This is a genomic window from Sphingosinicella microcystinivorans (genome assembly GCF_003634215.1).
Classification (GTDB): domain Bacteria; phylum Pseudomonadota; class Alphaproteobacteria; order Sphingomonadales; family Sphingomonadaceae; genus Sphingosinicella; species Sphingosinicella microcystinivorans.
This window is the reverse complement of the sequence record NZ_RBWX01000012.1, coordinates 19,240-40,053: the sequence shown is the minus strand read 5'-3', so window position 1 is coordinate 40,053 and position 20,814 is coordinate 19,240. Positions and strand designations below refer to the sequence as shown.

Sequence of the window (20,814 nt, the reverse complement as noted above, 5' to 3'; positions counted from 1 at the left end):
CGGAAAGGGAGATCATGGACTATTCCAGTTACAAAGGGCTCAAGATCGAAAGAAACGGGAGAATCTTGACCGTCACGATCGACCGTCCGGAGGTAAAGAACGCCGTCAACCCGCTGCTCCACGACGAATTCTCCCGCATCTTCGCGGACATTGCGCGGGATCCGGAGGTCGGCGTCGTCGTCCTTACCGGAACGGGCCAGGCTTTCAGTGCGGGAGGCGACATAGGCTGGCTCGCCGCGTTGCAGGCCGATCCCGCCGCTACGGCTGCGGCAATAGAAAACGACCGGCGTATCCAGAACAATTTGCTCGATCTGGAGGTGCCGGTCATCGCGCGCGTCGTTGGCCCGGCAGTCGGGCTCGGCTGCTCGCTGGCGCTGTTCTGCGACTTCATTTACGCGACACCCGATGCACGCTTTGCCGATCCCCACGTGGCTGTCGGCCTGGTGGCCGGTGACGGCGGGGCCGTCATATGGCCGCAACTGATCGGCTATGCCCGCGCGAAACGATATCTGCTGACCGGCGATCCTATCTCCGGCGCGGAAGCTGCGGCGATCGGCCTGATCACAGAGGCTGTGTCAATCGAGGAGATCGATGCCAAGGTCCGCGCTATGGCCGAGCGATTGGCAGCGGGCGCCATCCACGCTATCAAATGGACCAAGGCGTCGATAAATGCCGGTTTGAAAGTCACGGCAAACGCAATCATCGATCGTGCGGCGGCCTATGAAAATCTCACGATGTTGATGGAAGATCATCGGATCGCCGTGGAAGCTTTTCAGAATCGCAGCGCGCCGCAGTTCACGGGTCGATGAACGACTTCGCGGGGCTGCGCGACCGTGTCGGTGTCGTCACGGGCGGGGGGAGCGGTCTCGGCAAGGCGCTTTCCGAAGGCTTCGCTTCGGCAGGTGGAAAAGTGCTCGTTGCGGATCTGGATTTCGAGAGCGCCGTCCGAGTCTGTACGGCAATCACGGGCCGAGGTGGTGATGCCACTCCGGCAGCGGTGGACGTTGCGGATTGCGGATCGGTCGAACGGTTGGCCGATATCTGTTTCGATACGTTCGGGCGCTGCGATGTTCTGATCAATAACGCAGGTATCGCCGACTTCGGACCTGCACTTTCGATGCCGCTGGACCGATGGCGTCGGATCATCGACGTCAATCTGATGGGAATCGTCCATGGCGTCACGGCATTCGCGCCGCGCATGACTGCCGCAAGGGAGATCTCGCATGTCGTCAATATCGCGTCCATGGCCGGCTTGGTGCCGTTACCCGGCTTCGCCGCCTATGTCGCAAGCAAGTCTGCGGTGGTCGGACTTTCCGAAGTGTTGCGGCAGGAACTCGCGCCTTCAGGGGTCGTCGTTTCGGTTGCTTGTCCAGGCTGGATAGCCACAGCGATCCAGCCTGCAAGCGGATCGGGAGAAGGGCCGCGTTTCCGTCCTGAGCTCAGTAGGGTTCTGCAGCCGGAGGCCGCCGCTGCCATCATTCTCACTCAGGCACTTGCGGGTGATCTTTACATACTGACGCACCCTGAATGGCAAGAGGAAGTGCGTACGCGATTTGCGGCGCTCGTCGCCCCCGTGATCGCCGAGAAATCATGACAGTCGGAGCTGACGCCCGTTCGAGCCGAACCGATACTCCAGATGAGTATAATGTGAGTTGGAGCGTACGTAGGGTTTTGTCATGCCGTTGAAAGCGCGTGCAGGCTTCCTTGTTCGTGTGCGGCGATGAAAGCGTGTTGGTAATCGGCATGCAAAAAAGAACATAGATAGCCATTGGGGGAGGAAACATGTCCGTGAAGGTCTCGAAGTTCTGCGCCGGGGTTTCCGCGCTTGCTGTCTTGCCGACTGCCGCCGCATTGGCGCAATCCGTTCCCGGCGAAGGTTTCGAGGATATCGGGGAAATTGTCGTCACTGCACAGAAGCGCTCCGAGCGCCTTGCGGACGTGCCGATGTCGATTTCGGTTGTAACAGGCGACGCGCTCAGCCGTGCGGGCATCGTCGATACCGCGCAGCTGGTGCAGGCGGTGCCGGGCTTCAGCTATCAACAGGGCGCTTTCGGAACACCGGTGTTTTCAATTCGCGGTATCGGTTACAACGACAATTCGACATCGGCCGGCCCGGCGGTCACGGTTTATAGTGATCAGGTCGCGTTGCCCTATTCCGTGATGTCGCGCGGTGCCATGCTCGATCTTGAGCGGGTCGAAGTTCTCAAGGGGCCGCAGGGCACGCTGTTCGGCATGAATTCCACGGGCGGCGCCATAAACTTCATTGCGGCGAAGCCGACAGACAGTTTCGATATGGGTGCCAGCGCAGGTTTTGCGCGGTTCAACGAGATCAGCTTCAACGGTTTCGTGAGCGGGCCGATCGCGGATACGCTCTCTGCGCGCATCGCTATGCAAGGCGAGTTTTCCGACGGGTGGCAGTATAGTCGCACGCGCCCGTCCGACCGACTCGGGAAGAAAAACTTTCTCAATGGCAGAGCAATCTTCGATTGGAAACCGAGCGAAAGCCTGAGCTTTGAGCTGGCGCTGTCCGCATGGCGCGACAAGGGTGAAACGCAGGCGGCGCAGTTCGTGGATTTCGCACCGGCAGTGGCCGTGACGCCGCTCACGCAATATATCGCCGATGCGATGGAGGCGTCGCCCGTCGCGCGGAACAATGCCCGCGAGGCGGATTGGGATGCGGGCCGGGACTATGCGCGCAATGATCGCTTTCATCAGGCATCGTTGCGTGCCGACTGGTCGATTTCCGATGACGTCAGCCTGACATCCATTTCCGCGTATAACCGGTTCAAGGGCAGCTCGCCCATGGATATCGACGGAACGGCGTTCGGCGCGTTCGGTATCAACGCGCATGATTCCGATCTTGAGACGTTCGCCCAGGAACTGCGCCTTGCGGGCAGTTCGGGCATGATCGACTGGATGATCGGCGGTAATTACCAGTACGAGAGCGCTGCCGAATCGACCATCACCACCAATCAGGGCACCAACAATCAGATTGGTCCGTTCCTGTTCACACGGCTTGGCCAGATTGCCGATCAGAAGGTGGATACGCTTTCGGCGTTCGGCAGCCTGGACGTGCATGTCACTGATCAGCTGACCTTGCAGGGCGCGGTGCGCTACACGTCTCAGAAGCGCGATTTTTCGGGCTGCATCAAGGATGAAGGGCTTGGCCCGGTTGGTGTTACCGCGGCCACGGCGTTCGAGTTTCTCGGCGGTCTGTTTACCGGAATGCCGGTCAGCATTCCGGCGTTCGGCTGCGTCACGCTGGATGCTGCGACCTTCGCGCCCGGCCTTGCGAAATCGGAACTGGATGAAGACAATTTGTCATGGCGCGCCGGTGTCGACTACAAATTCGATACCAACGTGATGGTCTATGCAAATGTGACCAAAGGCTACAAGTCCGGCAGCTACGCCCTTGTGCCCGCGATCCTTTCCAGCCAGTTCACGCCGGTAACGCAGGAGGCGGTTTTGGCTTACGAGGCTGGTACGCGCTTCACGACACTGGGAGGCGTGCTGAGCGCCGATTTCGCTGCCTTCTATAATGATTACGACGACAAACAGCTGAAGGGAATCGTTCTGACCCCGGTGTTCGGGCCCCTGCCGCAGCTGGTCAATATTCCGAAATCCAAAGTCTACGGATTTGAAACGAACGTCACGCTGCAGCCAGCGAAGGGGCTGCGCATCAAATCCGGCCTGACCTATATCCGCTCAAAGGTGCTGCGTGACCCGGTTGCGCCAGCGGTGCCGCGTGATCCCTATGGCGTCCCGACGAGTTACCTCGGCGAGTCGTTCCCCAATACGCCGAAATGGCAGTTTGTCGGCGACGCCGAGTATCGCTTCCCCATCGGCAGCGGCGGTATGCAGGTCATGGTTGGTAGTGCCGTAACGTATCATAGCAGCAGTCCCGGCACGTTCGGGAATACGCCAGCGTTTAAGCTGCCAGCCTATACGCTGCTCGATGCCCGGTTGGGACTTGAATCGAGCGACGGTCGCTGGAGCGGTCAAATCTGGGGTCGCAACATCACAAACGAATACTACTATAACAATGTCACGCACTTGACCGATTATGTGGCCAAGATCGCAGGTATGCCTGCTACTTATGGTATAACCTTTCAATTTAGATATTGAAAAGGTCGATATATTCATCGGTTCTGACTGCGCGCACGTTGAGCATACAGGGAATATCGACCCAGACGATTGTGGATATTTCCGTTCTCGGCTTGCGCAACTGTGTGCGTCTTGGTCCTGGATTCGTATCGGCCTGGCGCGGCCTTTCTGCGCCCGCGCCACCAACAAGGCTGACTTTCCATCTTTGCCCCACGCATTTCTCATCCTCCCGCGCGTTCTTCATATCGCTATCCGGCATGGTTCGTCTGCTCATTCGCTTTGGGACGGCCCGCTTTGGCCCCTTGGATCACGGCGTCGCAGCTTTGCTTCCGCGCGTGCCGTCAACCCCGGTCGCTTCAAAATTTGGGCTGGTTCAACGCGCCGCGCGCCAACGGCAGGGCGATCGTGACGCGCAGTCCGCCGCCTGCGCGGTTCGCCAGCGCCACCGATCCGCCACTCGCGGCTATGGCGCGGCGCGCGATGCCAAGCCCGAGGCCGAAGCCCGTACCGCTCTGGTGCGCGCCCTGCACAAACGGCTCAAGGAGCCGCGTTGCTTCGCCGTCGGCGATGCCCGGCCCCTCATCGTCCACCGTGACGATACAGCAGTCTGCGCCGTCCCGTTCAAGCCTGAGGCCGACCGCGAATCCCTGAGACGAGAAACGCAGCGCGTTGCGCAGGATGTTCTCGAACGCGCGGTGAACCAGCTGACCGCTTCCGAGGACCAGCCAGTCGTCATCGGCGCCATCCGTCGGCAGGTCGACATTCAGGGTCACGCCCTGTGCCTCGGCTTCGAACTGTGCGTCGTCCGTTACGAGCCGCAACACCTCCAGCAGATCGAAATATTCCTCGCTCCGTCCTGCATCGCTCTCCAGCCGGGCGAGCGTCAGCAATTCACCCACCAGCGCATCGAGTTGACCCGCCTCGCGGTCTATGCGGTCCAGCGAGGCGTCGAGGCGGCCGGGATCGCGGCGCAGCAGGTCCGCCGCCAGTCGCATCCGCGCCAGTGGCGAGCGTAGCTCGTGCGAGACGTCATGAAGGAGGCGGTCGCGCGCGCCGACAAGCTCCTGAAGCCGCTCCGCCATGGCATCGAAATCGCGGGCAAGGTCAGCGACCTCGTCCTTGCGGCGACCCATCGTCGGCCCCAGCCGGACACTGAGGTCCCCCTGCGCGAGTCGGTCGAATCCGAGTTGCAAGCGGTGGATCGGCGAGGAGAGGTATGCGGCCAGCGCAGCACTGAAGACGAGGCCGGCCAGAGCGATCGCGATCAGGTAATCGGGCGGCGCCACCGTTGACATCCAGTCTTCATCTGCATCGGACAACGGCGGCGTTGCGTAGCGCAGGCAATAGCCGTGCGACTGGCGGGTGATGACACGTGGGTCTCCCGTTGGCGCACAGGAATCCGTGGATAAGGGGGCGATGGTCAGGCGCTCCCGATAAAAACCGGGCCAGTTCGCGACCTGCTGCGCCAAGCCGCTCGGACCATCCCGGTCCAGCGCTGTCGCGGCGGTTTCAACGAGTGCCGTGCCGGCCGCGTGGGGTGGGTCCCAGTCCGGTCGAAACGGGGCAGGCTGGAACGACCAATAGGACCATAGCCCCGTTGTCAGCAGCAGGTACGCCGCCCAGAAGCCCAGCCATATCTTCCAGAACAACCGGCGCTTCACGGCGCGACCGCCAGGCGATAGCCGACGCCGCGAATGGTTTCGATCTCGACGTCGCGGGCGCTTGAGAGGCTGAGCTTCTGGCGTAGGTTGCTGACATGGACATCGATGCTGCGGTCGTAACGCTGCCGTTGCCGGCCGAGCGCGGCAAGCGAAAGCTCGTCCTTTGTAGAAACGATGTCGCCCGCCCGCATCAGTGCTTCTAAAAGGCTGAACTCCGTCACGGTAAGCTCGATCGGCCGGCCGTCCCAACGCGCGTCGCGCCGGGCAGGATCGAGCGTCAGCGCCTTGATCGCCAGGGGGCCGGTGGAGCTGGATGCTCCGGTCCGCCGGAGGACCGCGCGGAGCCGGGCGAGCAATTCACGCGGATAATAGGGCTTGGCGATGTAATCGTCAGCGCCAAGCTCCAGTCCGATCACCCGGTCCACATCGTCGCCCCTTGCCGTGAGCATCAGGACGGGCACCTTGCTGGTCTGGCGGATGCGGCTCAAGACCTCGATACCGTTCATGCGCGGCAACATGATGTCGAGGATCACCGCTTCGAACCGCCCGGTCAGCGCCTGCTGCACTCCGTCCTCGCCATTGCCTGCAAGCGTGAGCGCGAATCCCTCTTCGGCAAGATATTCTCGCAGCATTGCGCTCAGTTCAACGTCGTCGTCGATCAGCAGCAGGTTGGTCACGTCTCGTCCTCTATCGCCGAACGATGCTGGGAGTTCCGGAGCGCGATGTCAGCCCTCTTTACGCAATCTTTTCGCTTCCCTTGCGATCAACTTACCCACGGACGGGTCAGCGCTTGGCATAAGGCAGCGCATGAAAACACGCCGCCTTTTTCTCTTCGCGGGCCTTCCCGCCATCCTTGTCCTCGCCGCACTTGCCTGGTGGCTCGCCGCGCGCCCGTCGGCCGCGGAGGGCCTGACCACTGCCGACGTGACGGTGGGCGACGTCGAACAGAGTGTGCTGGCGACCGGCAAGCTCCGCCCCAAGGAGTTGGTGAGCGTCGGTGCGCAGGTCTCCGGTCAGGTCAAGAAGCTCTACGTCGAGCTTGGCCAGCGGGTGCGGGCGGGCGACCCGATCGCCGATATCGACGCAGAGCCGCAACGGCTGGCCCTGCGCAATGCCGAGGCGGCAGTCGGCGCCTTGGTCGCCCAGAAAGAGGCGCGGCAAGGCGCGCTGGTTCAGGCCGAGCTTACCTACCGCCGCCAGAAGACCATGCTTGCGGCGGACGCGACGTCGCGGGCCGACTATGAGGCTGCCGAGGCGGCCCTGACCGCCGTTCGGGGCGAATTGAGCTCGCTTGACGCCCAGATCGTCCAGGCCCGCACCCAGGTGGAGACGGCGCGTCTGAATCTGGGCTTCACACGCATCCTGGCGCCAATGGACGGCACCATCGTCGCGGTCGTCACGAAGCAAGGGCAAACGGTCAATTCGTTTCAGTCTGCACCGACCATCGTCATGCTCGCGCGCCTCGATGTGATGACTGTGCGCACCGAGATTTCGGAAGCTGACGTGCAGAAGGTTCGGGCCGGCCAGTCGGTGCGGTTCACGACGCTGGGCGCGCCCGATCGTCCGTATCATGCCCGGATCGACCGGATCGAACCGGCGCCGGAATCGATCGCTTCGGAGACCGCCGCAGGCGCGACGAGCGCGAGCGGTGCCTCGGCCGGCACTGCGGCAATCTATTACAACGCCTTGTTCGACGTTCCTAATCCCGAGGGGCGGCTGCGCCCGTCAATGACGGCACAGGTGTCCGTCCTGCTTGCGCGCGCGCATCGTTCGGTGCTTGTTCCGCTCGCCGCGCTCGGAGAACGCGGGGCGGATGGCCGCTATCAGGTGCGCGTGGTCGATCCGCGCGGACGGGTCGAAACGCGGCAGGTCCGCATCGGCATCGCCGACGATACGAATGCGGTCGTGCTCTCAGGCCTCTCGCCGCGCGAGAAAGTCGTCATCGCTCAGGAAACGGCCGAGCCTGCGACCGATGGCGGTATGGGGATCGGGTTCTGATGGACATGCCCCCGATCATCGAAACCAAGGGGCTGCGCCGCGAATTTCCGGCGGGCGAAGGTACCGTCGCCGTGCTCAAGGATGTCGATCTGACGATCCATGCCGGCGAGATGGTGGCGATCGTCGGCGCGTCCGGCTCGGGTAAGTCGACCCTGATGAACATCCTTGGTTGCCTGGACCGCCCGACCTCCGGATCTTATCGTGTGCAGGGGAGAGATACAGGCGCGCTGGCGCCCGATGAGCTTGCAGCACTGCGCCGCGAGCATTTCGGTTTCATCTTCCAGCGCTATCACCTGCTGTCCGACCTCTCCGCCGTCGGCAATGTCGAGGTGCCTTCGATCTATGCGGGGCGCGATCCCACCGCGCGGCGCGAGCGGGCACTGGCTTTGCTGACGCGTCTGGGCCTGGGCGAACGGACGCGCCATCTGCCCGGCCAGCTCTCGGGCGGCCAGCAACAGCGCGTCTCGATCGCGCGAGCACTCATGAACGGCGGCGCGATCATTCTCGCCGATGAGCCCACCGGCGCGCTCGACAAGGCGAGCGGTGAGGAAGTGATGCGCATTCTTCAGGAGCTGAATGCCGAGGGGCATACAATCATCCTGGTGACCCACGACATGGCGGTTGCGGGGCATGCGGACCGCGTCATCGAGATCAGCGACGGTGTGATCGTCGCTGATCGGTATACGCGCGTCCCTTCCCGGCCGCAGGTGTTGGCAGAGGCCCCACAGCCGCCGGCCGTTGCCTGGCGCGCAGCGGCAGATCGGTTCAGCGAGGCATTCCGCATGGCCCTGCTGGCCATGGCCGCGCACCGGATGCGCACGTTCCTGACGATGCTCGGCATTATCATCGGCATTGCATCGGTCGTCTCGGTGGTGGCGCTCGGCAATGGTGCGCAATCCAAGGTGATGGCGCAGATCAGCGACCTGGGCACCAACACGATCGACATCTTCCCCGGCATGGATTTCGGCGACCTGCGTGCCGCCTCGATCCAGACGCTGAGCGAGGGTGATGCACGCGTGCTGGCCCGGCAAACCTATATCGACAGCGTGTCGCCCAATGTTTCGACCAGTGTCACCGCCCGGCGGGACAATATCGCCGCGACCGCCCAGATCACCGGCGTCGGTGCAGGCTATTTCCGCGTCCGTGGATACAAGGTTGCGCAGGGCACGCTGTTCAAGGAGGCCGAGGTGGCGCGCGCCGCACAGGTGGCGGTGATCGACACGAAAGCACGCACCACTCTCTTTCCGCATGGAGCCAACCCCATCGGTGCCACGATTTTGCTGGGCCAGGTGCCTGTCCGCGTCATTGGCGTGCTGCGCCCTTCGCAAAGCGGCGGCGGCGGTTCGGGCGTCAATGTCTACATCCCCTACAGCACGGCGACGACGCGGATGACGGGGCGGACGAAGCTGGAGAGCATCACCGTGCGTGTCGCCGACCGTGTGACGAGCGGCGCAGCCCAGGAAGCCGTCACCACGCTCCTGACACGCAGACATGGCACCAAGGATTTTTTCATCTTCAACTCGGATCAGATCCGGAAGGCGATCACGCAGACAAGCCAGACGCTGACCCTGCTGATCTCCTCGATCGCCGTCATTGCGCTGGTCGTCGGCGGGATCGGCGTGATGAACATCATGCTCGTCTCAGTGACCGAGCGGACCCGTGAAATCGGGGTGCGAATGGCGGTCGGCGCGCGGCAGAGCGACATCCTCCAGCAATTCCTGATCGAAGCGGTTCTGGTCTGCCTGATCGGCGGCGCGGTGGGCGTGCTTCTGGCCTTGCTGCTCGGGCTCGTCGTCCGCCTGACGGCGAGCGGGTTCGAGATGGTGTTCTCCCTGCCTTCGATCCTGCTCGCATTCGCGTGTTCGACCGGCATCGGGATCCTGTTCGGCTTCCTGCCCGCGCGTAACGCAGCCCGGCTTGATCCTGTCGAGGCATTGGCAAGAGATTGATGATGAAACCTGTCCTTTCCCTGATGATCGCCGGCTCGCTTCTTACTGGCTGCGCCGCCCGCACCACCTATGTGCGGCCTGCCGCGACGCTTCCCGCCGAATTCATCCACCAGACCTCGGCTGCGCAGGCGACGGAGCGCAATGACATGTGGTGGCGTGCGTTCGGCGACCCAACGCTCGATGCGCTGGTCGATCTTGCCATTGCCCGCAATCCGGACCTTGCCGCAGCAGCGGTCCGCGTGCGCCGCGCCCAGCTCGAGGCAAGGCTCGCCGGCAACGCGTTGGTGCCGGTCCCGAACGGCTCCCTCGCCACCGGGCTGTCGCGGCCGATGTCAGGCGCCGCTCGCCGAACTACCGAGAATGCCTCCGGATCGGTCGGCCTTGCATGGGAGGTGGATCTGTTCGGTCGCCTTGATGCGCGGCGCGACGCGGCGCGTTTCGAGGCACAAGCGACAGCCGAGGACCGCGACGGCGTCTTCCTGACGCTGGTCGGCACGACAGCCTCACTGTACTGGCAGATCGCTCTGGCGAATGAGCGGATCGCGCTTGGTGAGCAGAGTCTGGCTTATGCGCGTCGCACGCAATCTCTGGTCGAAACGCAGTATGGAGCCGGGAACGTCTCCGCGCTGGAGGTTCGCGAGATCGAGCAGACCGTCACCATGCAGGAGGCCGCTTTGACTGAGGCGCGACAGGCGCGGGTCCGCGCACGCGAAGCGCTGATGGTGCTGCTCAACGGCGCTCCTGCACCCTCAGACGAGCCGCAAAGCCTGAGAACCGAGCCCCTGCCGGGCATCGCAGTGGGACTGCCGGCCGACCTGCTCGGCCGTCGCCCGGACCTTCGTGCCGCTGAACTGCGGCTGCGCAGTGTTCTCGCGAGCGCGGACGCGACAAAGGCCAGTTTCTACCCGGCGCTCACCTTGACCGGGGCGCTCGGAACCTCGAGCAGCGCCCTTCTCAATGTGCTGGCCAATCCCGTCGCGACGCTCGGCGCCGGATTGACGCTGCCCTTCCTGAACGTCCACGCGATGCGCTTCGAAACGCAGATCGCTCGCACCCGGTACGAGGAGGCGGTGATCCTGTTCCGGAAGTCGCTATATGGAGCGCTGGCTGAGGTGGAAGTGGCCCTCTCCGCACATGCCGAACTGGCGACCCAAAACATCGCGCTGCGACGAGCCAGAGACGCCGCTGTGGATGCCGAGCGCCTGTACGAAATCCGCTACCGCGCCGGGGCCGTGTCGCTACGCACCTGGCTCGATGCACAGGAACGCCGGCGCGCTGCCGATCTGGCGCTTTCGTCCAACCAGCTTGAGAAGTTCCAGAACCAGGTCACGCTTCATCAGGCGCTGGGCGGAGGCTTCGGGCGGCAACGATAAGAAAACGTGGTCCCGCATGGAGCTCATTCAGGTATCGAAGCGCGGTCCCTCGCCAGGCCACCTTGTCGACGGCCGCCGCTTGATATCTCACCATTGGCGCTATGTACTTCCGCGCCCTGACTCGCAGAGGCGCGCGTCACTCTAACGTTTCAGAAGGGGCGTTGCCTCCGCCGGCCTCGTCGAAGGCAACGCCGAAAGGTCAGAAATCAAGCTGGTATTGCACGCCGATCTGCCGCGGACGGCTCACGACACCGCGCAGCAGGCGTTCATAGCTGCCGTCCTCGAGCAGCTCGCGGCGCTCGAACCCCGACATTGGCTGATCGCCGTAGGTCAGGCGCTTGTCGAACAGGTTCTTGGCGAAGACCATGACCTGCGACCGACCGAACTTCACGCCGACGTTGCCGTTGACGAGATTGATTGGCTGGCGGGTGAAGAAAACCGCCGTACCGTCGGCCACGGACGGCACTTTGGTCGAGCTGGTGTAGCTGTAGTCCGCCGCAATGAAGAAGTCGGCATTGGCGGTGATCGGGGTTTCGTAATAGCCCGAAATGCTGCCGGTCCACTTCGGGACCAAGCCCAGGCGGCTGTTGGCGGGTTGCGGCAGGAAACCGGGATCGAGCAGCGTGGCATCGAGATACCCGATGCCCAGGCTTACCGTCAGCGGGACGTTGGCCAGCGGGCGACCGGCGATTTCGAATTCGCCGCCCTTGATGCGGGCCTTGCCGGCGTTGGTCATGAATGTCAGCCCGCAAGTCGGCAGGGTGCCGACCTGCTGAATGTCCGACCAGTCCATGCGGAATGCGGCCGCCGAGATGTTCATGCGCCCGTCGGCGATCCGGCTCTTGGCCCCGACTTCGTAGCTCCACAGCGTGTCCGACTTGTATCGCCCCGCACCGTCGAGCGTGAGGCCCAGATCTTCGAGGTCGCTGCCGCAGAACGAGGGCAGCCTTGAATTGCTGCCGCCCAGACGGAAGCCCTTCGACGCCGAAGCATAGACGTTGCCCCGATCGCCAATCTCATAGGAGATAACCGCCTTTGGCACCAAGCCGGATTCGCGGTTGTCCTTCGCGGCGTTATAGAACGGGTCGGGCCCGAACAGGGCACCGGTATCGACGCTGGGGTCCTGATGCTGATCGATCCAGTACTGGCGCAGCCCCAGCGTCAAGGTCAGTTGCGAAGCCGGTTCATAATAGACTTCGCCGAACACGGCGGTGTTTTTCTCCGTTTCCCTGGTCAGGACGTTCGCAAGATACGGCGGCAGGAGACCCGCCTCGCCCAGTTCGGGGACGACGACCCCGGGATTGTAGTTCCTGTTCTTGGTCGTCTTGTGAAACACCCCGACGATGCCGGAAAGCCCGGGAAGGAGCGTTCCCTGATCGAACGAGATGCGTGTCTCGTGGGTCAGTGCCTTTTCACGTGAATTGATGATCACGTAAAAGGGCACGCCTGTGAAATCGATGTCGAACTCGCTCTGGAAAAAGAAGTTCGTGCCTTCGGTATTGTCGTCGATCTGCTCGATCTTGCGTTTGAAGAAGCTTGTCGAGGAAACGGCTTCGAAGCCATTCCCGTCATAGCGCAGGACCAAGGCACCAAGGCCCCACCGGTCCTTCGAATATTCCTGAACGTCCACATCGCGATCGAGGGTATAGCTCAGCGGTTTGTAGCCAGGCAGCGGCAGGTAGGCGCCGGGGAAGCCGCGAAGGCGGCTGCTTTGACCCAGGAAGCTCAGATTTGCTTCCAGATTGTCCGTCAACTGCGCCCGGATACCGAGCGAACCCGTCAGGCTGCGGTTGCGCCCTTCGCCGTCCTTCGTCACCCATTCGCCGGATCCGTCGCGGAACCGGCGCTTGATGAAGCCGGAATCCTGCAAATATCCGAAGGCGACGTTCACGGCCAGCTTGTCGGGCACCAGCACGAAATTGTTCTGGATGTTGTTGTCGTGATCGAACCCGCCGTCCTTCGTTTTCCCGACCTGAAGGCTCAAGGTGCCTTCGTTTTCGTCGAGCGACGGTTTCCGGGTGATATAGCGCACATTGCCGCCCATCGAACTCGCCCCGTAGAGGGTGCCTTGCGGTCCCTTCAGGACTTCGATCCGTTCGAGGTTCAGGACCTGGGGGCTGACCGAGGACGGCACCGGCGTATCGTCGATATAGAAGGCCGTCGTTCCAACGCCTACGACGCCGCGTATCGTCGTCTCGCGGTCGCCGCTCCACAGGAACGAGCCGCCCTGGCCATACTGGAAGGACAGGTTCGGCACCTTGGTCGCAAAGTCGACGAAGGTGGTGACATTCTGCTTTTCCAGGAAATCCGATGAAATGCTTGTGATCGCCGCCGGAACTTCGGTGAGCGCTTCAGCCTTTTGTCGCGCGGTGACGATGATGGCGTCGGAATCATACGCGACAGCCACATTCTGCCGGGCGGACTGTTCGTTCTGTGCCGATGCAACGGTCGGCCACAGGAGCGCCGTTCCACAGAGAAGGCCCGTGCGCCAGATCGGTGTGCTCCATTTCCCGACGCCGTGCCGCCGCGCCGAACGGTTCATGTCATCCGATGTCATATTTCCCACCCTTTTCACGTATCGTTCTTCACTGATCGTTCCAGTGAGACGGGTCGCCTCTACCCACCTCACTCTCCGTGCCGGAAGTCGCTTGACGAGCGCGATTTCCAACATCCCGAAAGCCCCCTTTCGACGCCCTCCCAGGCGATACGATCGACAGAACACTTTTGAGAAACAGTGAGCGATTTTTGGGGCTAATCGTTACGACGCGTAAACGTGTGTAACTGCCCGTGAACTGTGCGCGAACGTTTCACGCCTCTCCTCTAACCGGCTATTTTGCCGGCTTTTCGTCAACATCGGTCATCAGATCGACAGTGCCGTCAGCATTCACCACGTCGTGCATGTTGTCGCACACATACTCGGGCACGCGGTAGCCAGGGGCGGCCCGTTCGTAGATCCACCGGAATTCGTAAGGGGTCCGGAGGTAACCCGGATCCTCGATCGAAATATCCAGGTAGAGCCTGCCGTTCTCAGCCAGCCGATAGCGCTCGGTGACGGTCATCGCTTCACTGTGAGGAATCTCGAAGAACTGGACATCCGTCCTGATCCCCTGCGTTTTTATCACCAGCGTGTCACCGTCCCAGCGGCCCGATGAAAATCCATAGTAACTGGGTGCGATGTCATCGAGCGGAGGCATCGGCACATCCATGTAGATACGGCGAGTCTGCATGAAGAGCTCGGCCAGCACCGTGATCTGGCCGGGGGTCTGGAGGATCTGGATCGGGTAGATCGCCTGCATCACTGTCGGCATACCCTCGGGGCGGCACAATGTGCTGGGGTCAACCAGCGGCTTGCCGCTGTCGAACGCGCGCCGCCGCTTCAGGGTTTGTTCGCGCCATTGCGTCGCGTAGGGCTCTTCCAGATCGGGGCCCTGGTCGGGCGGCGGTACATCGTCGAAGTCGGCGAGATAGGAGGGCCAGGGAAGCGGGTATCGCTGCCACACGCCATTGAGGTCGCGAGCCCCTTTGGTGGCTGCGGCCGGTATCGGCTTGTCGGGGCTGGCTTTCGCGCTCCCGGCGGCGGGCTTTGCCGCCAAGGCAGGACCGGCCGACCACATCAATGCTGCGGCGACCACGACAGCAATCGCCCCTGGTGTCTTGTTTTTCATAATGTTCCCCTCAGTTCACGGCACCGGCTGTTCAGACCTCGCGTCTCAAGAGTCGCCCAGCACCGTGCCGTTAGGGAGCGTGGCAGTTTTGAGCGCGCCGCCGGGCTTGCCGCTGCGCAAGGGGAACATCGTGACGTCGATCGTGTCGCCGGCCTTCAGGCTGTTGTGCTTCCACCCCAACGAGTTCATCGCCGACGGGCTGGAACATTCCAGCGCGTAGCGGATATTGCCGCTCTCCACGACGACGAAGACGTGTGGATTGCCCCACCTGAACTGGACGACCTTGACCCCCTTGAGGCTGACCACCGTGTCCTGATCGAACATCGCGAAGGAGTGATGCGCGATGGCAGGGGCGGCGCTCGCGGCCAGTCCCAGCGAAAGTATCACCGCAACCTTGCTGACAAACTTCATTTCCATCTCCATCCCGTTGTCGTCTGCGACGATCGGACGGCACGCCGCCTCAACACCCGGCACCGACTTTTCGACCTGTCGAGCTTCCGGATCCTCGTCTGTGGCTTGAAGATGAGCGGTCGGGACAACGCCGTCATGCATTGAGCAGTCGCGAAACCGTCGCCCTGCGAAGGTAACGGGCGGCAGCTCGGCGTGAGCGGCACGTGTCCGCCGGTCCCTCATTCGATCCGTGGCCCACGTTTTTCGCAGAGTTCCGCGGTTGGGGGGAGGTCGGGCCGATTTCCGCGGGTTACGCACATAAGACGAACGGTTTCAACACCGCTTTCCGGCTTCTCTTCCACCGCCGTGGAAGGGATAGACAGGCAAAGTGGCTCTAGGCGCCTGACGCGACCGCATGGCCACCGCTCTTCGCCCGGACGAAGAGCCGTCAGCGACCGACGATGTCCAGTATGTAAGCCGATCTTTCCGCCTGTCGGATGCAGACACATCTTGCGCCGGGCAATCCTGCCGACCGCACCACTCTCCAAAGGGGGCCAGCCGCATGTCACAGCGACGGGACATACTGCAGTCGATCGCGTTGGGCCTGCTTGCGGCCTTCAGCCGGCCGGCCAGAGCCGCCTTATCGCCAAGGAGCGGGATGGCTTCGGTCCGGTCCCTGCGACGCCGCGACGACACCATCGTGCGCTTGCCCACGATCGGTGACGGTTACAAGATGACGTGGACCGCCGAAGACCGACAACTGGTCGTCGTCAACGACGGCGCCGGCTGGGCGGATCCGCCCGACCGGTTCTTCAAACGGTCGCTGTGGTCGATGGGCGGCCGCGATCCGCGACAGGCCAGAGCGCGTCTTGTGGCGAATTATCCCGCAGTCGATGAATCGCAGGAGTCGGCAGACGCACCGCACTACCACGGGCACGGCCTGCTGGCCGTGCAGGGCCGGGTCTATCAGTTCCTTTCGGCGCTGGACCAGGCCCAGGACAGGCCGCGTCATTGGACAACGGCAAAGCTGATCTATTCCGACGATGGCGGCTCCACCTGGCGGAACCAGGATGGCACCTCGCCGGTGCGCTACGAAAGCTGGACGGAACAGGCGAAAGACAACTTTGCTTTCTTCAACGAACCGGATGGATGCCTGTCGCTACTGACGATCTTGCAGATGGGTCAGGACTACCGAGGCAACGCGGACGGCTATATCTACGTCTACGGCCCGAACGGTAACGTCGACGGGCGGATGAACCAGCTCATGCTCTTCCGTGTCAGGATCGAGAGGATGCTCGACCGGCGCGCCTATTCCTTTTTCGCCGGTTTCGATACGGAGGGGCAGCCACGGTGGAGCAAGGCCCTCGCCGACCGCCATCCCGTCCATGTCTTCCCGACCGGATGGGTCAATTCAACGAACCTGTTTCCCGGCGATCTCGTGGTCGAGACATGGTTGCCCAGCATCGTCTTCAACGAGGCGCTTGGCGTCTACATGATGGTGGCATCCGGCAACGGCCGCGCCGAGGATGGTACGGAATTCGGCAAGCAGAGCTATCTCGGATTTTGGATTTCGCACACGCCCTGGGGGCCTTGGCACCAGGTCCACGAGGACCTCGCATGGATGCCAGGTGGCGATCCAGAAGCGCGGGCCTATTCCCCGCAGATTGCACCCAAATGGATCTCGGCGGACGGGAAGCGCTTCTGGCTGGTGTGGACTGACCTGAAGGGCATCCGGGACATTGCCCAGGCGATGAACGCGCCGGGAGAGGGCGAAGAGGCAGACAGCGCCGCGCCTGACAACGCACGCGATTCCGCTTTGGATGCGAACAGGACGATGCATTCATTCATGCCGGGCTATGGCTTCAATGCGCAGTTGATCGAATTGGACGTGGAGTGATCGCCTTGGGCGACGTGGGGCTGGGGGCGGCTTCTTGTCGCCATACGCGGTCGTCGCTAGAATCAGTGCTTTGGGGGGCAAGACCATATCCATGGCTGACCGAGACAAAGGTCCACGGGGGCGCAACGGTCGATTGTTTGTTTCCGGATGGGTGTTCGGATAGCGCATGAACCGCATGATTTCCCCTGCCGACGATGCCCGTGCCCTGGCCGAGGAAGGGCAGGCGGTTCGCGACTTCATCAAGTCCAACCAATCCGACACCCTGCTTCGACTGTTCGATTTCCTGCTGCAGCAATCCCTGGAAGGCCGTCGACCCAAGGAAATAGAGGTCGCCGAGGAAGTCTTCCGGAGCAGCGCTGAGCCGGCGACGGCACAAGGATCGCGCGTTCGGGTGGGCATCCACCGCCTGCGGCGGAAGCTCGAGCTTTATTATGGAGACAGGACCGGTCCCCGAATCGTCATCCCGCGCGGTGAATACGGGCTGCTGCTCGAGCTGCCGGGCGAGCGCGACGTCGACGAGACAACGGCGCCCTTGGAGCCGCGTCAGAGCGGGAATCGCAAGTCTTCCGTATGGATCTTGGCGACGGCGCTTCTCCTGGTGAACGTCGCGCTGGCCTGCCTCTATTTCAGTGATGAGATTGGGCTTGGGGAAAATGCGCTCGGCTCGACCCTGTGGCGAGGCTTCGACGACACGAAAGGCACGAAAATCGTCGCCGGCGATTACTTCATGTTTCTGAGCAAGAGCGTCGATACCGGTGTGGACGAGCCGACGCAGGACTTGTCCATCGCCGATCTGGGTCAATTTTATGATCGTGTTTCAAAGGACCCGTCATCCAGCTACTACATCATGGATAGCGATCCCCGTCCCGTCGCCATGATGGTTGGCGATGCGAGCACGGTCAGTGTCGACATTCTGGAATCGATCGGCAACCTTTGGCCGCTGATCAAGAAATTCCGGCCGAGTCCGGCAACATCGTCGGACCTCAACGCGGCCATGATGAAGTCATCCAACATCATCTATGTCGGCACCCTCGATGCCTTGAGCCCATTGATCGGCGCCCCGTTGTTCGAAGTGTCGCGATTTCGCTGCGCGGACACGTGCTACGAACTCGTCGACAAGAAGACGGGACGGCATTTCCTGTCGGGAAGCCCCTACGTCCTGGCGGACCAGATCGTCCCTCGCCACGATTACGGTTATATCGCCAGCTTTCCGGGCCCATCGGGAAAGCGGATCCTGGTCATTTCGGGAACCAGTGACGCAGGCGTGAGGCAAATGGTGAACCTTGCCATGGATCCCAAGCGGCTGCGGCAGCTGGGCCAGCGCATTCACGGCGCCTTCGGTTCCTTCGAAGCACTCTATCAAGTGCGTACGATGTTCTCGGAAAACTACCAGAGTTCGTTCTTGGTTGCCCACCCGATCGATATGAAAGGGGTGTGGGATCAGACCAAGCCGCTGAACTGGAGCCCGGCCCCTCGGTAACGGACTACCCCGCCCCGGCTTGGGTCGCATCGGTCTTCAACGGTCGCACGATCAGGAGCTTCGTATCGAAGACGAGCCCACCCATCGTCCGGATCTCGTAAAGCGCCTCAAACGACTCCTTTCCAGCGGTGCGCTTGGCAAGAGTGTCGAGTTGCCGCTTGTCGCCGACGATCTTGATCATCTGGGTCAGGCCGGCGTCGCCAGCTCCGGAGATGAGGAGGTTGCGGCTGCCGGATGCTCCGGGAAAGCTGGCGAGATAGCCGTAGTCCACACCATCGGATTTGGCCGCCGCCGCGCTGCCCCGGTCCGGCTTGCCGGCCGCTGCGGAATGGCGGACCCGGTATACCGTGCCCGATGCAACATCCACGATCTCTTCGAATTCGTCGCCCGGTGCGAATCCCGACAGATGAAGGATGGGAGAACGCAGCATACCCAGCTGCGCAAAATACTGGATATACAGGAAATTGCTGGAATCTATCCGCTCCTGGGAAATGCGCGAAACCGGGGTGATTTCCACCTTGCCCGAGCCGCGGTGCATGGCTGACACCTGATTCAGAACGGTGATGGCGGCTCTCGCCATGCTTCCCGGCACGCGATAAATGTCGCGGGCGTGCACTTTGCCCTGCTGCTGCGGGTTCGACATCAGGTAATCGGAAAGGTCGGCTTCCGACTGTATCGTCGCGTTGAGGGCGACGCGCTCCATCCGCCCGTCATCGCCGCTTTCGGCGATCATGTAGAAGTCGCCCACCGCGATCACGGGCGTTCGTCCATGGGACATGATCGGGCGCCACAGTTCCGTCTGGGCAAGAGGCGTCGGCATGGGCCAATAGTTCGCGAACAGAAACGCGAGCGACCACAGCACGGCGTTGCCGCCGACGAGGATGGCGATCGTCCGTCTCGTTTGCAGGCGCTGCCAAAAGGGCTTCGCCGCAAGCGCCGCTTCCGCCTCGTCATCATCCAGCCCTTCCGTCCGGACCAGACGGTATTCGCCCTTGGGTATGATCAACCGAGGGCCGGTCTTCCCCGCATTGAACCTGTCGAGCCTTTGGCGCAGTCGATGGATATGGCTGCGGACCATGGAGTCCTGCGAGGTGTCGAAGTTTCCGCTCTTGCCGAAAACCTCGATGGCGATCTCGATTTCCTTGGGAGAGCGTTCGTCATCGGCCCGCTCGACAAGATAGTCGAACAGGTTGACCAGGGTCGACGAACGGCTGCTTTCGAGCAACGAAGCCCGGAACCGGGACGCCTCCATGGCAATCGCGGCCCCGGCGTCGTGCGCCCCATCGGCAGCGGACGCGCCTTGCAAAGAGTCTGGATCTTGCGTGCTTTGCCCCTCGCTCGTCACCATCCCGTGCGCCCACCTCTCCACGACATATCGCGCACATGGCCTCCGCCCGCCGAAGGCCACCTGCTGCCCCACGCCCCTGACCCGGCTATTCCACGCCAGAGTGCGTCAACAGTCTCGACCGCGCAATTCCGGCTTTGGGTATTTTGCCGCAGAATGGATTTCCCTCATGTTCCCGAAACCTTGGCGGCCGGGTTCGATGCCCGCCCGGGCGCCTTCCGCCTTCGTGCGACGCATCCCCGCCATGCCCGATGGCCGATGCCGTTGCGATGCGGCACCTGCTAGAACCGGTTCTGTGCGCTGACCGATCCGATCCGCACAGGCCCGAACAGGATGTCGAATTGGGAGGGCCTCATGATCTCTCCTCATGCCCCCGGGGACCTTGCAAAACTTGCGCGATCCCACCCGGGCCGAACTGCACCAGCATCGTATTAAAGGCCAAGTCTTATTGTTGCAATATCGATACTATATGCGTAATATTGGATTGATTGTTGCGTCAAACCTGCGAACAATCGATTCCCAGAACACCTTAACGGAGACGACATGACCGATCTTGTCGAGTTCAATAGCCCGGACACCGTGGTTCCCCCCTACGGAGCCTATTCGCACGCTGCAGTCGTCTCGGCGCAGGCGCGCTTGCTTTTCACGTCGGGCCAGGTGGGCGAGACGCGCGATGGGGTTATTCCGCCCACTGTCGAAGAACAGTACAAGGTTGTCCTCACCAACATCGCCAATACTCTTGCCGCCAATGGCGCTTCGCCGGCCAATATCGTCAAGCTGACCACCTACCTGGTCACGCCGATCGCGCCGGCCCGGATGCGGGCCATTCGTGAAGAGGTCTTCGGTGACATCAAGCCTGCCGCCACGATGATCCCGGTCCCCAAGCTGGCGGCGCCCGAATATTTCGTGGAGATGGAAGCCGTCGCGGCGCTCGACCCCTGCTGATCGGAGC

Annotated in this window: 16 protein-coding genes; 9 read left to right on the top strand and 7 right to left on the bottom strand. The window is 62.3% G+C overall.

The features are described 5' to 3' along the window. The first annotated feature begins 14 nt into the window (after positions 1–14). From DFR51_RS17495 to DFR51_RS17485, 3 genes are all read left to right on the top strand, one after another. A complete protein-coding gene (locus DFR51_RS17495) occupies positions 15–809 on the top strand; it encodes an enoyl-CoA hydratase/isomerase family protein (protein ID WP_121053470.1) in 795 nt (264 codons plus the stop codon). Next, the gene (locus DFR51_RS17490) at positions 806–1,594 is read left to right on the top strand and encodes an SDR family NAD(P)-dependent oxidoreductase (RefSeq protein ID WP_121053469.1); all 789 of its coding nucleotides are present in this window, start codon (positions 806–808) and stop codon (positions 1,592–1,594) included. The genes DFR51_RS17495 and DFR51_RS17490 overlap by 4 nt, the downstream gene beginning before the upstream one ends. A 188-nt stretch (positions 1,595–1,782) precedes the next feature. Next, complete coding sequence (locus DFR51_RS17485) at positions 1,783–4,125, top strand: TonB-dependent receptor (protein ID WP_121053468.1); 2,343 nt, start codon at positions 1,783–1,785, stop codon at positions 4,123–4,125. On the opposite strand, the gene DFR51_RS18870 is transcribed toward DFR51_RS17485, so the two are convergent. The 3 genes from DFR51_RS18870 to DFR51_RS17475 form a co-directional block, all read right to left on the bottom strand. After that, positions 4,115–4,363 (bottom strand): hypothetical protein, encoded by a 249-nt coding sequence (locus DFR51_RS18870; RefSeq protein ID WP_126494533.1) that lies wholly within the window; start codon positions 4,361–4,363, stop codon positions 4,115–4,117. The two genes, DFR51_RS17485 and DFR51_RS18870, sit on opposite strands and share 11 nt — an antisense overlap. 97 nt (positions 4,364–4,460) lie before the next feature. Continuing rightward, positions 4,461–5,765: a HAMP domain-containing sensor histidine kinase gene (locus tag DFR51_RS17480; RefSeq protein WP_121053467.1), complete on the bottom strand. Its 1,305-nt coding sequence runs from the start codon at positions 5,763–5,765 to the stop codon at positions 4,461–4,463. Then, positions 5,762–6,442 carry a response regulator transcription factor gene (locus DFR51_RS17475; protein WP_243446581.1) on the bottom strand — a complete coding sequence of 227 codons (681 nt, stop codon included), beginning with the start codon at positions 6,440–6,442 and terminating at the stop codon, positions 5,762–5,764. The genes DFR51_RS17480 and DFR51_RS17475 overlap by 4 nt, the downstream gene beginning before the upstream one ends. A gap of 130 nt (positions 6,443–6,572) precedes the next feature. Here DFR51_RS17475 and DFR51_RS17470 point away from each other — a divergent pair, with 130 nt between their 5' ends. From DFR51_RS17470 to DFR51_RS17460, 3 genes are read left to right on the top strand one after another with little or no spacing between them, the layout of a single operon-like run. After that, the gene (locus tag DFR51_RS17470) at positions 6,573–7,763 is read left to right on the top strand and encodes an efflux RND transporter periplasmic adaptor subunit (RefSeq protein ID WP_121053466.1); all 1,191 of its coding nucleotides are present in this window, start codon (positions 6,573–6,575) and stop codon (positions 7,761–7,763) included. After that, entirely contained in the window at positions 7,763–9,712 is a 1,950-nt protein-coding gene (locus DFR51_RS17465) for a MacB family efflux pump subunit (protein ID WP_121053465.1), read from the top strand. Before DFR51_RS17470 ends, DFR51_RS17465 begins: the two co-directional genes overlap by 1 nt. Continuing rightward, positions 9,712–11,085, top strand: coding sequence for an efflux transporter outer membrane subunit (locus tag DFR51_RS17460; RefSeq protein WP_197723692.1), 1,374 nt, complete (start codon positions 9,712–9,714; stop codon positions 11,083–11,085). The genes DFR51_RS17465 and DFR51_RS17460 overlap by 1 nt, the downstream gene beginning before the upstream one ends. Before the next feature lie 199 nt (positions 11,086–11,284). Here DFR51_RS17460 and DFR51_RS17455 read toward each other — a convergent pair whose 3' ends face one another. The 3 genes from DFR51_RS17455 to DFR51_RS17445 form a co-directional block, all read right to left on the bottom strand. Beyond that, positions 11,285–13,642 carry a TonB-dependent receptor gene (locus tag DFR51_RS17455; RefSeq protein ID WP_160119099.1) on the bottom strand — a complete coding sequence of 786 codons (2,358 nt, stop codon included), beginning with the start codon at positions 13,640–13,642 and terminating at the stop codon, positions 11,285–11,287. A 271-nt stretch (positions 13,643–13,913) separates the two neighbouring features. Next, complete coding sequence (locus DFR51_RS17450) at positions 13,914–14,750, bottom strand: hypothetical protein (protein ID WP_126494535.1); 837 nt, start codon at positions 14,748–14,750, stop codon at positions 13,914–13,916. 45 nt (positions 14,751–14,795) lie between these two features. Next, positions 14,796–15,302, bottom strand: a complete 507-nt coding sequence (locus DFR51_RS17445) for a DUF6152 family protein (protein ID WP_121053462.1) — start codon at positions 15,300–15,302, stop codon at positions 14,796–14,798. Between the two features lie 496 nt (positions 15,303–15,798). Here DFR51_RS17445 and DFR51_RS17440 point away from each other — a divergent pair, with 496 nt between their 5' ends. Then, entirely contained in the window at positions 15,799–17,037 is a 1,239-nt protein-coding gene (locus DFR51_RS17440) for a DUF4185 domain-containing protein (RefSeq protein WP_197723735.1), read from the top strand. Between the two features lie 166 nt (positions 17,038–17,203). Continuing rightward, the gene (locus DFR51_RS17435; protein WP_121053461.1) at positions 17,204–18,517 is read left to right on the top strand and encodes a hypothetical protein; all 1,314 of its coding nucleotides are present in this window, start codon (positions 17,204–17,206) and stop codon (positions 18,515–18,517) included. A gap of 4 nt (positions 18,518–18,521) precedes the next feature. Here DFR51_RS17435 and DFR51_RS17430 read toward each other — a convergent pair whose 3' ends face one another. Further along, the gene (locus tag DFR51_RS17430; RefSeq protein WP_126494537.1) at positions 18,522–19,865 is read right to left on the bottom strand and encodes a hypothetical protein; all 1,344 of its coding nucleotides are present in this window, start codon (positions 19,863–19,865) and stop codon (positions 18,522–18,524) included. Between the two features lie 540 nt (positions 19,866–20,405). Between DFR51_RS17430 and DFR51_RS17425 the strand changes: the two genes are divergently transcribed. Beyond that, positions 20,406–20,807 carry a RidA family protein gene (locus DFR51_RS17425; protein WP_121053459.1) on the top strand — a complete coding sequence of 134 codons (402 nt, stop codon included), beginning with the start codon at positions 20,406–20,408 and terminating at the stop codon, positions 20,805–20,807. Positions 20,808–20,814: the final 7 nt, after the last annotated feature.

Bases quoted from the DNA above. Each gene is read 5' to 3' on its own strand.
- DFR51_RS17495 (WP_121053470.1), top strand. From the start codon at position 15: ATGGACTATTCCAGTTACAAAGGGCTCAAGATCGAAAGAAACGGGAGA.
- DFR51_RS17490 (WP_121053469.1), top strand. From the start codon at position 806: ATGAACGACTTCGCGGGGCTGCGCGACCGTGTCGGTGTCGTCACGGGC.
- DFR51_RS17485 (WP_121053468.1), top strand. From the start codon at position 1,783: ATGTCCGTGAAGGTCTCGAAGTTCTGCGCCGGGGTTTCCGCGCTTGCT.
- DFR51_RS18870 (WP_126494533.1), bottom strand. From the start codon at position 4,363: ATGCCGGATAGCGATATGAAGAACGCGCGGGAGGATGAGAAATGCGTG.
- DFR51_RS17470 (WP_121053466.1), top strand. From the start codon at position 6,573: ATGAAAACACGCCGCCTTTTTCTCTTCGCGGGCCTTCCCGCCATCCTT.
- DFR51_RS17465 (WP_121053465.1), top strand. From the start codon at position 7,763: ATGGACATGCCCCCGATCATCGAAACCAAGGGGCTGCGCCGCGAATTT.
- DFR51_RS17460 (WP_197723692.1), top strand. From the start codon at position 9,712: ATGATGAAACCTGTCCTTTCCCTGATGATCGCCGGCTCGCTTCTTACT.
- DFR51_RS17455 (WP_160119099.1), bottom strand. From the start codon at position 13,642: ATGACATCGGATGACATGAACCGTTCGGCGCGGCGGCACGGCGTCGGG.
- DFR51_RS17450 (WP_126494535.1), bottom strand. From the start codon at position 14,750: ATGAAAAACAAGACACCAGGGGCGATTGCTGTCGTGGTCGCCGCAGCA.
- DFR51_RS17445 (WP_121053462.1), bottom strand. From the start codon at position 15,302: ATGCATGACGGCGTTGTCCCGACCGCTCATCTTCAAGCCACAGACGAG.
- DFR51_RS17440 (WP_197723735.1), top strand. From the start codon at position 15,799: ATGGCTTCGGTCCGGTCCCTGCGACGCCGCGACGACACCATCGTGCGC.
- DFR51_RS17435 (WP_121053461.1), top strand. From the start codon at position 17,204: ATGAACCGCATGATTTCCCCTGCCGACGATGCCCGTGCCCTGGCCGAG.
- DFR51_RS17430 (WP_126494537.1), bottom strand. From the start codon at position 19,865: ATGGTGACGAGCGAGGGGCAAAGCACGCAAGATCCAGACTCTTTGCAA.
- DFR51_RS17425 (WP_121053459.1), top strand. From the start codon at position 20,406: ATGACCGATCTTGTCGAGTTCAATAGCCCGGACACCGTGGTTCCCCCC.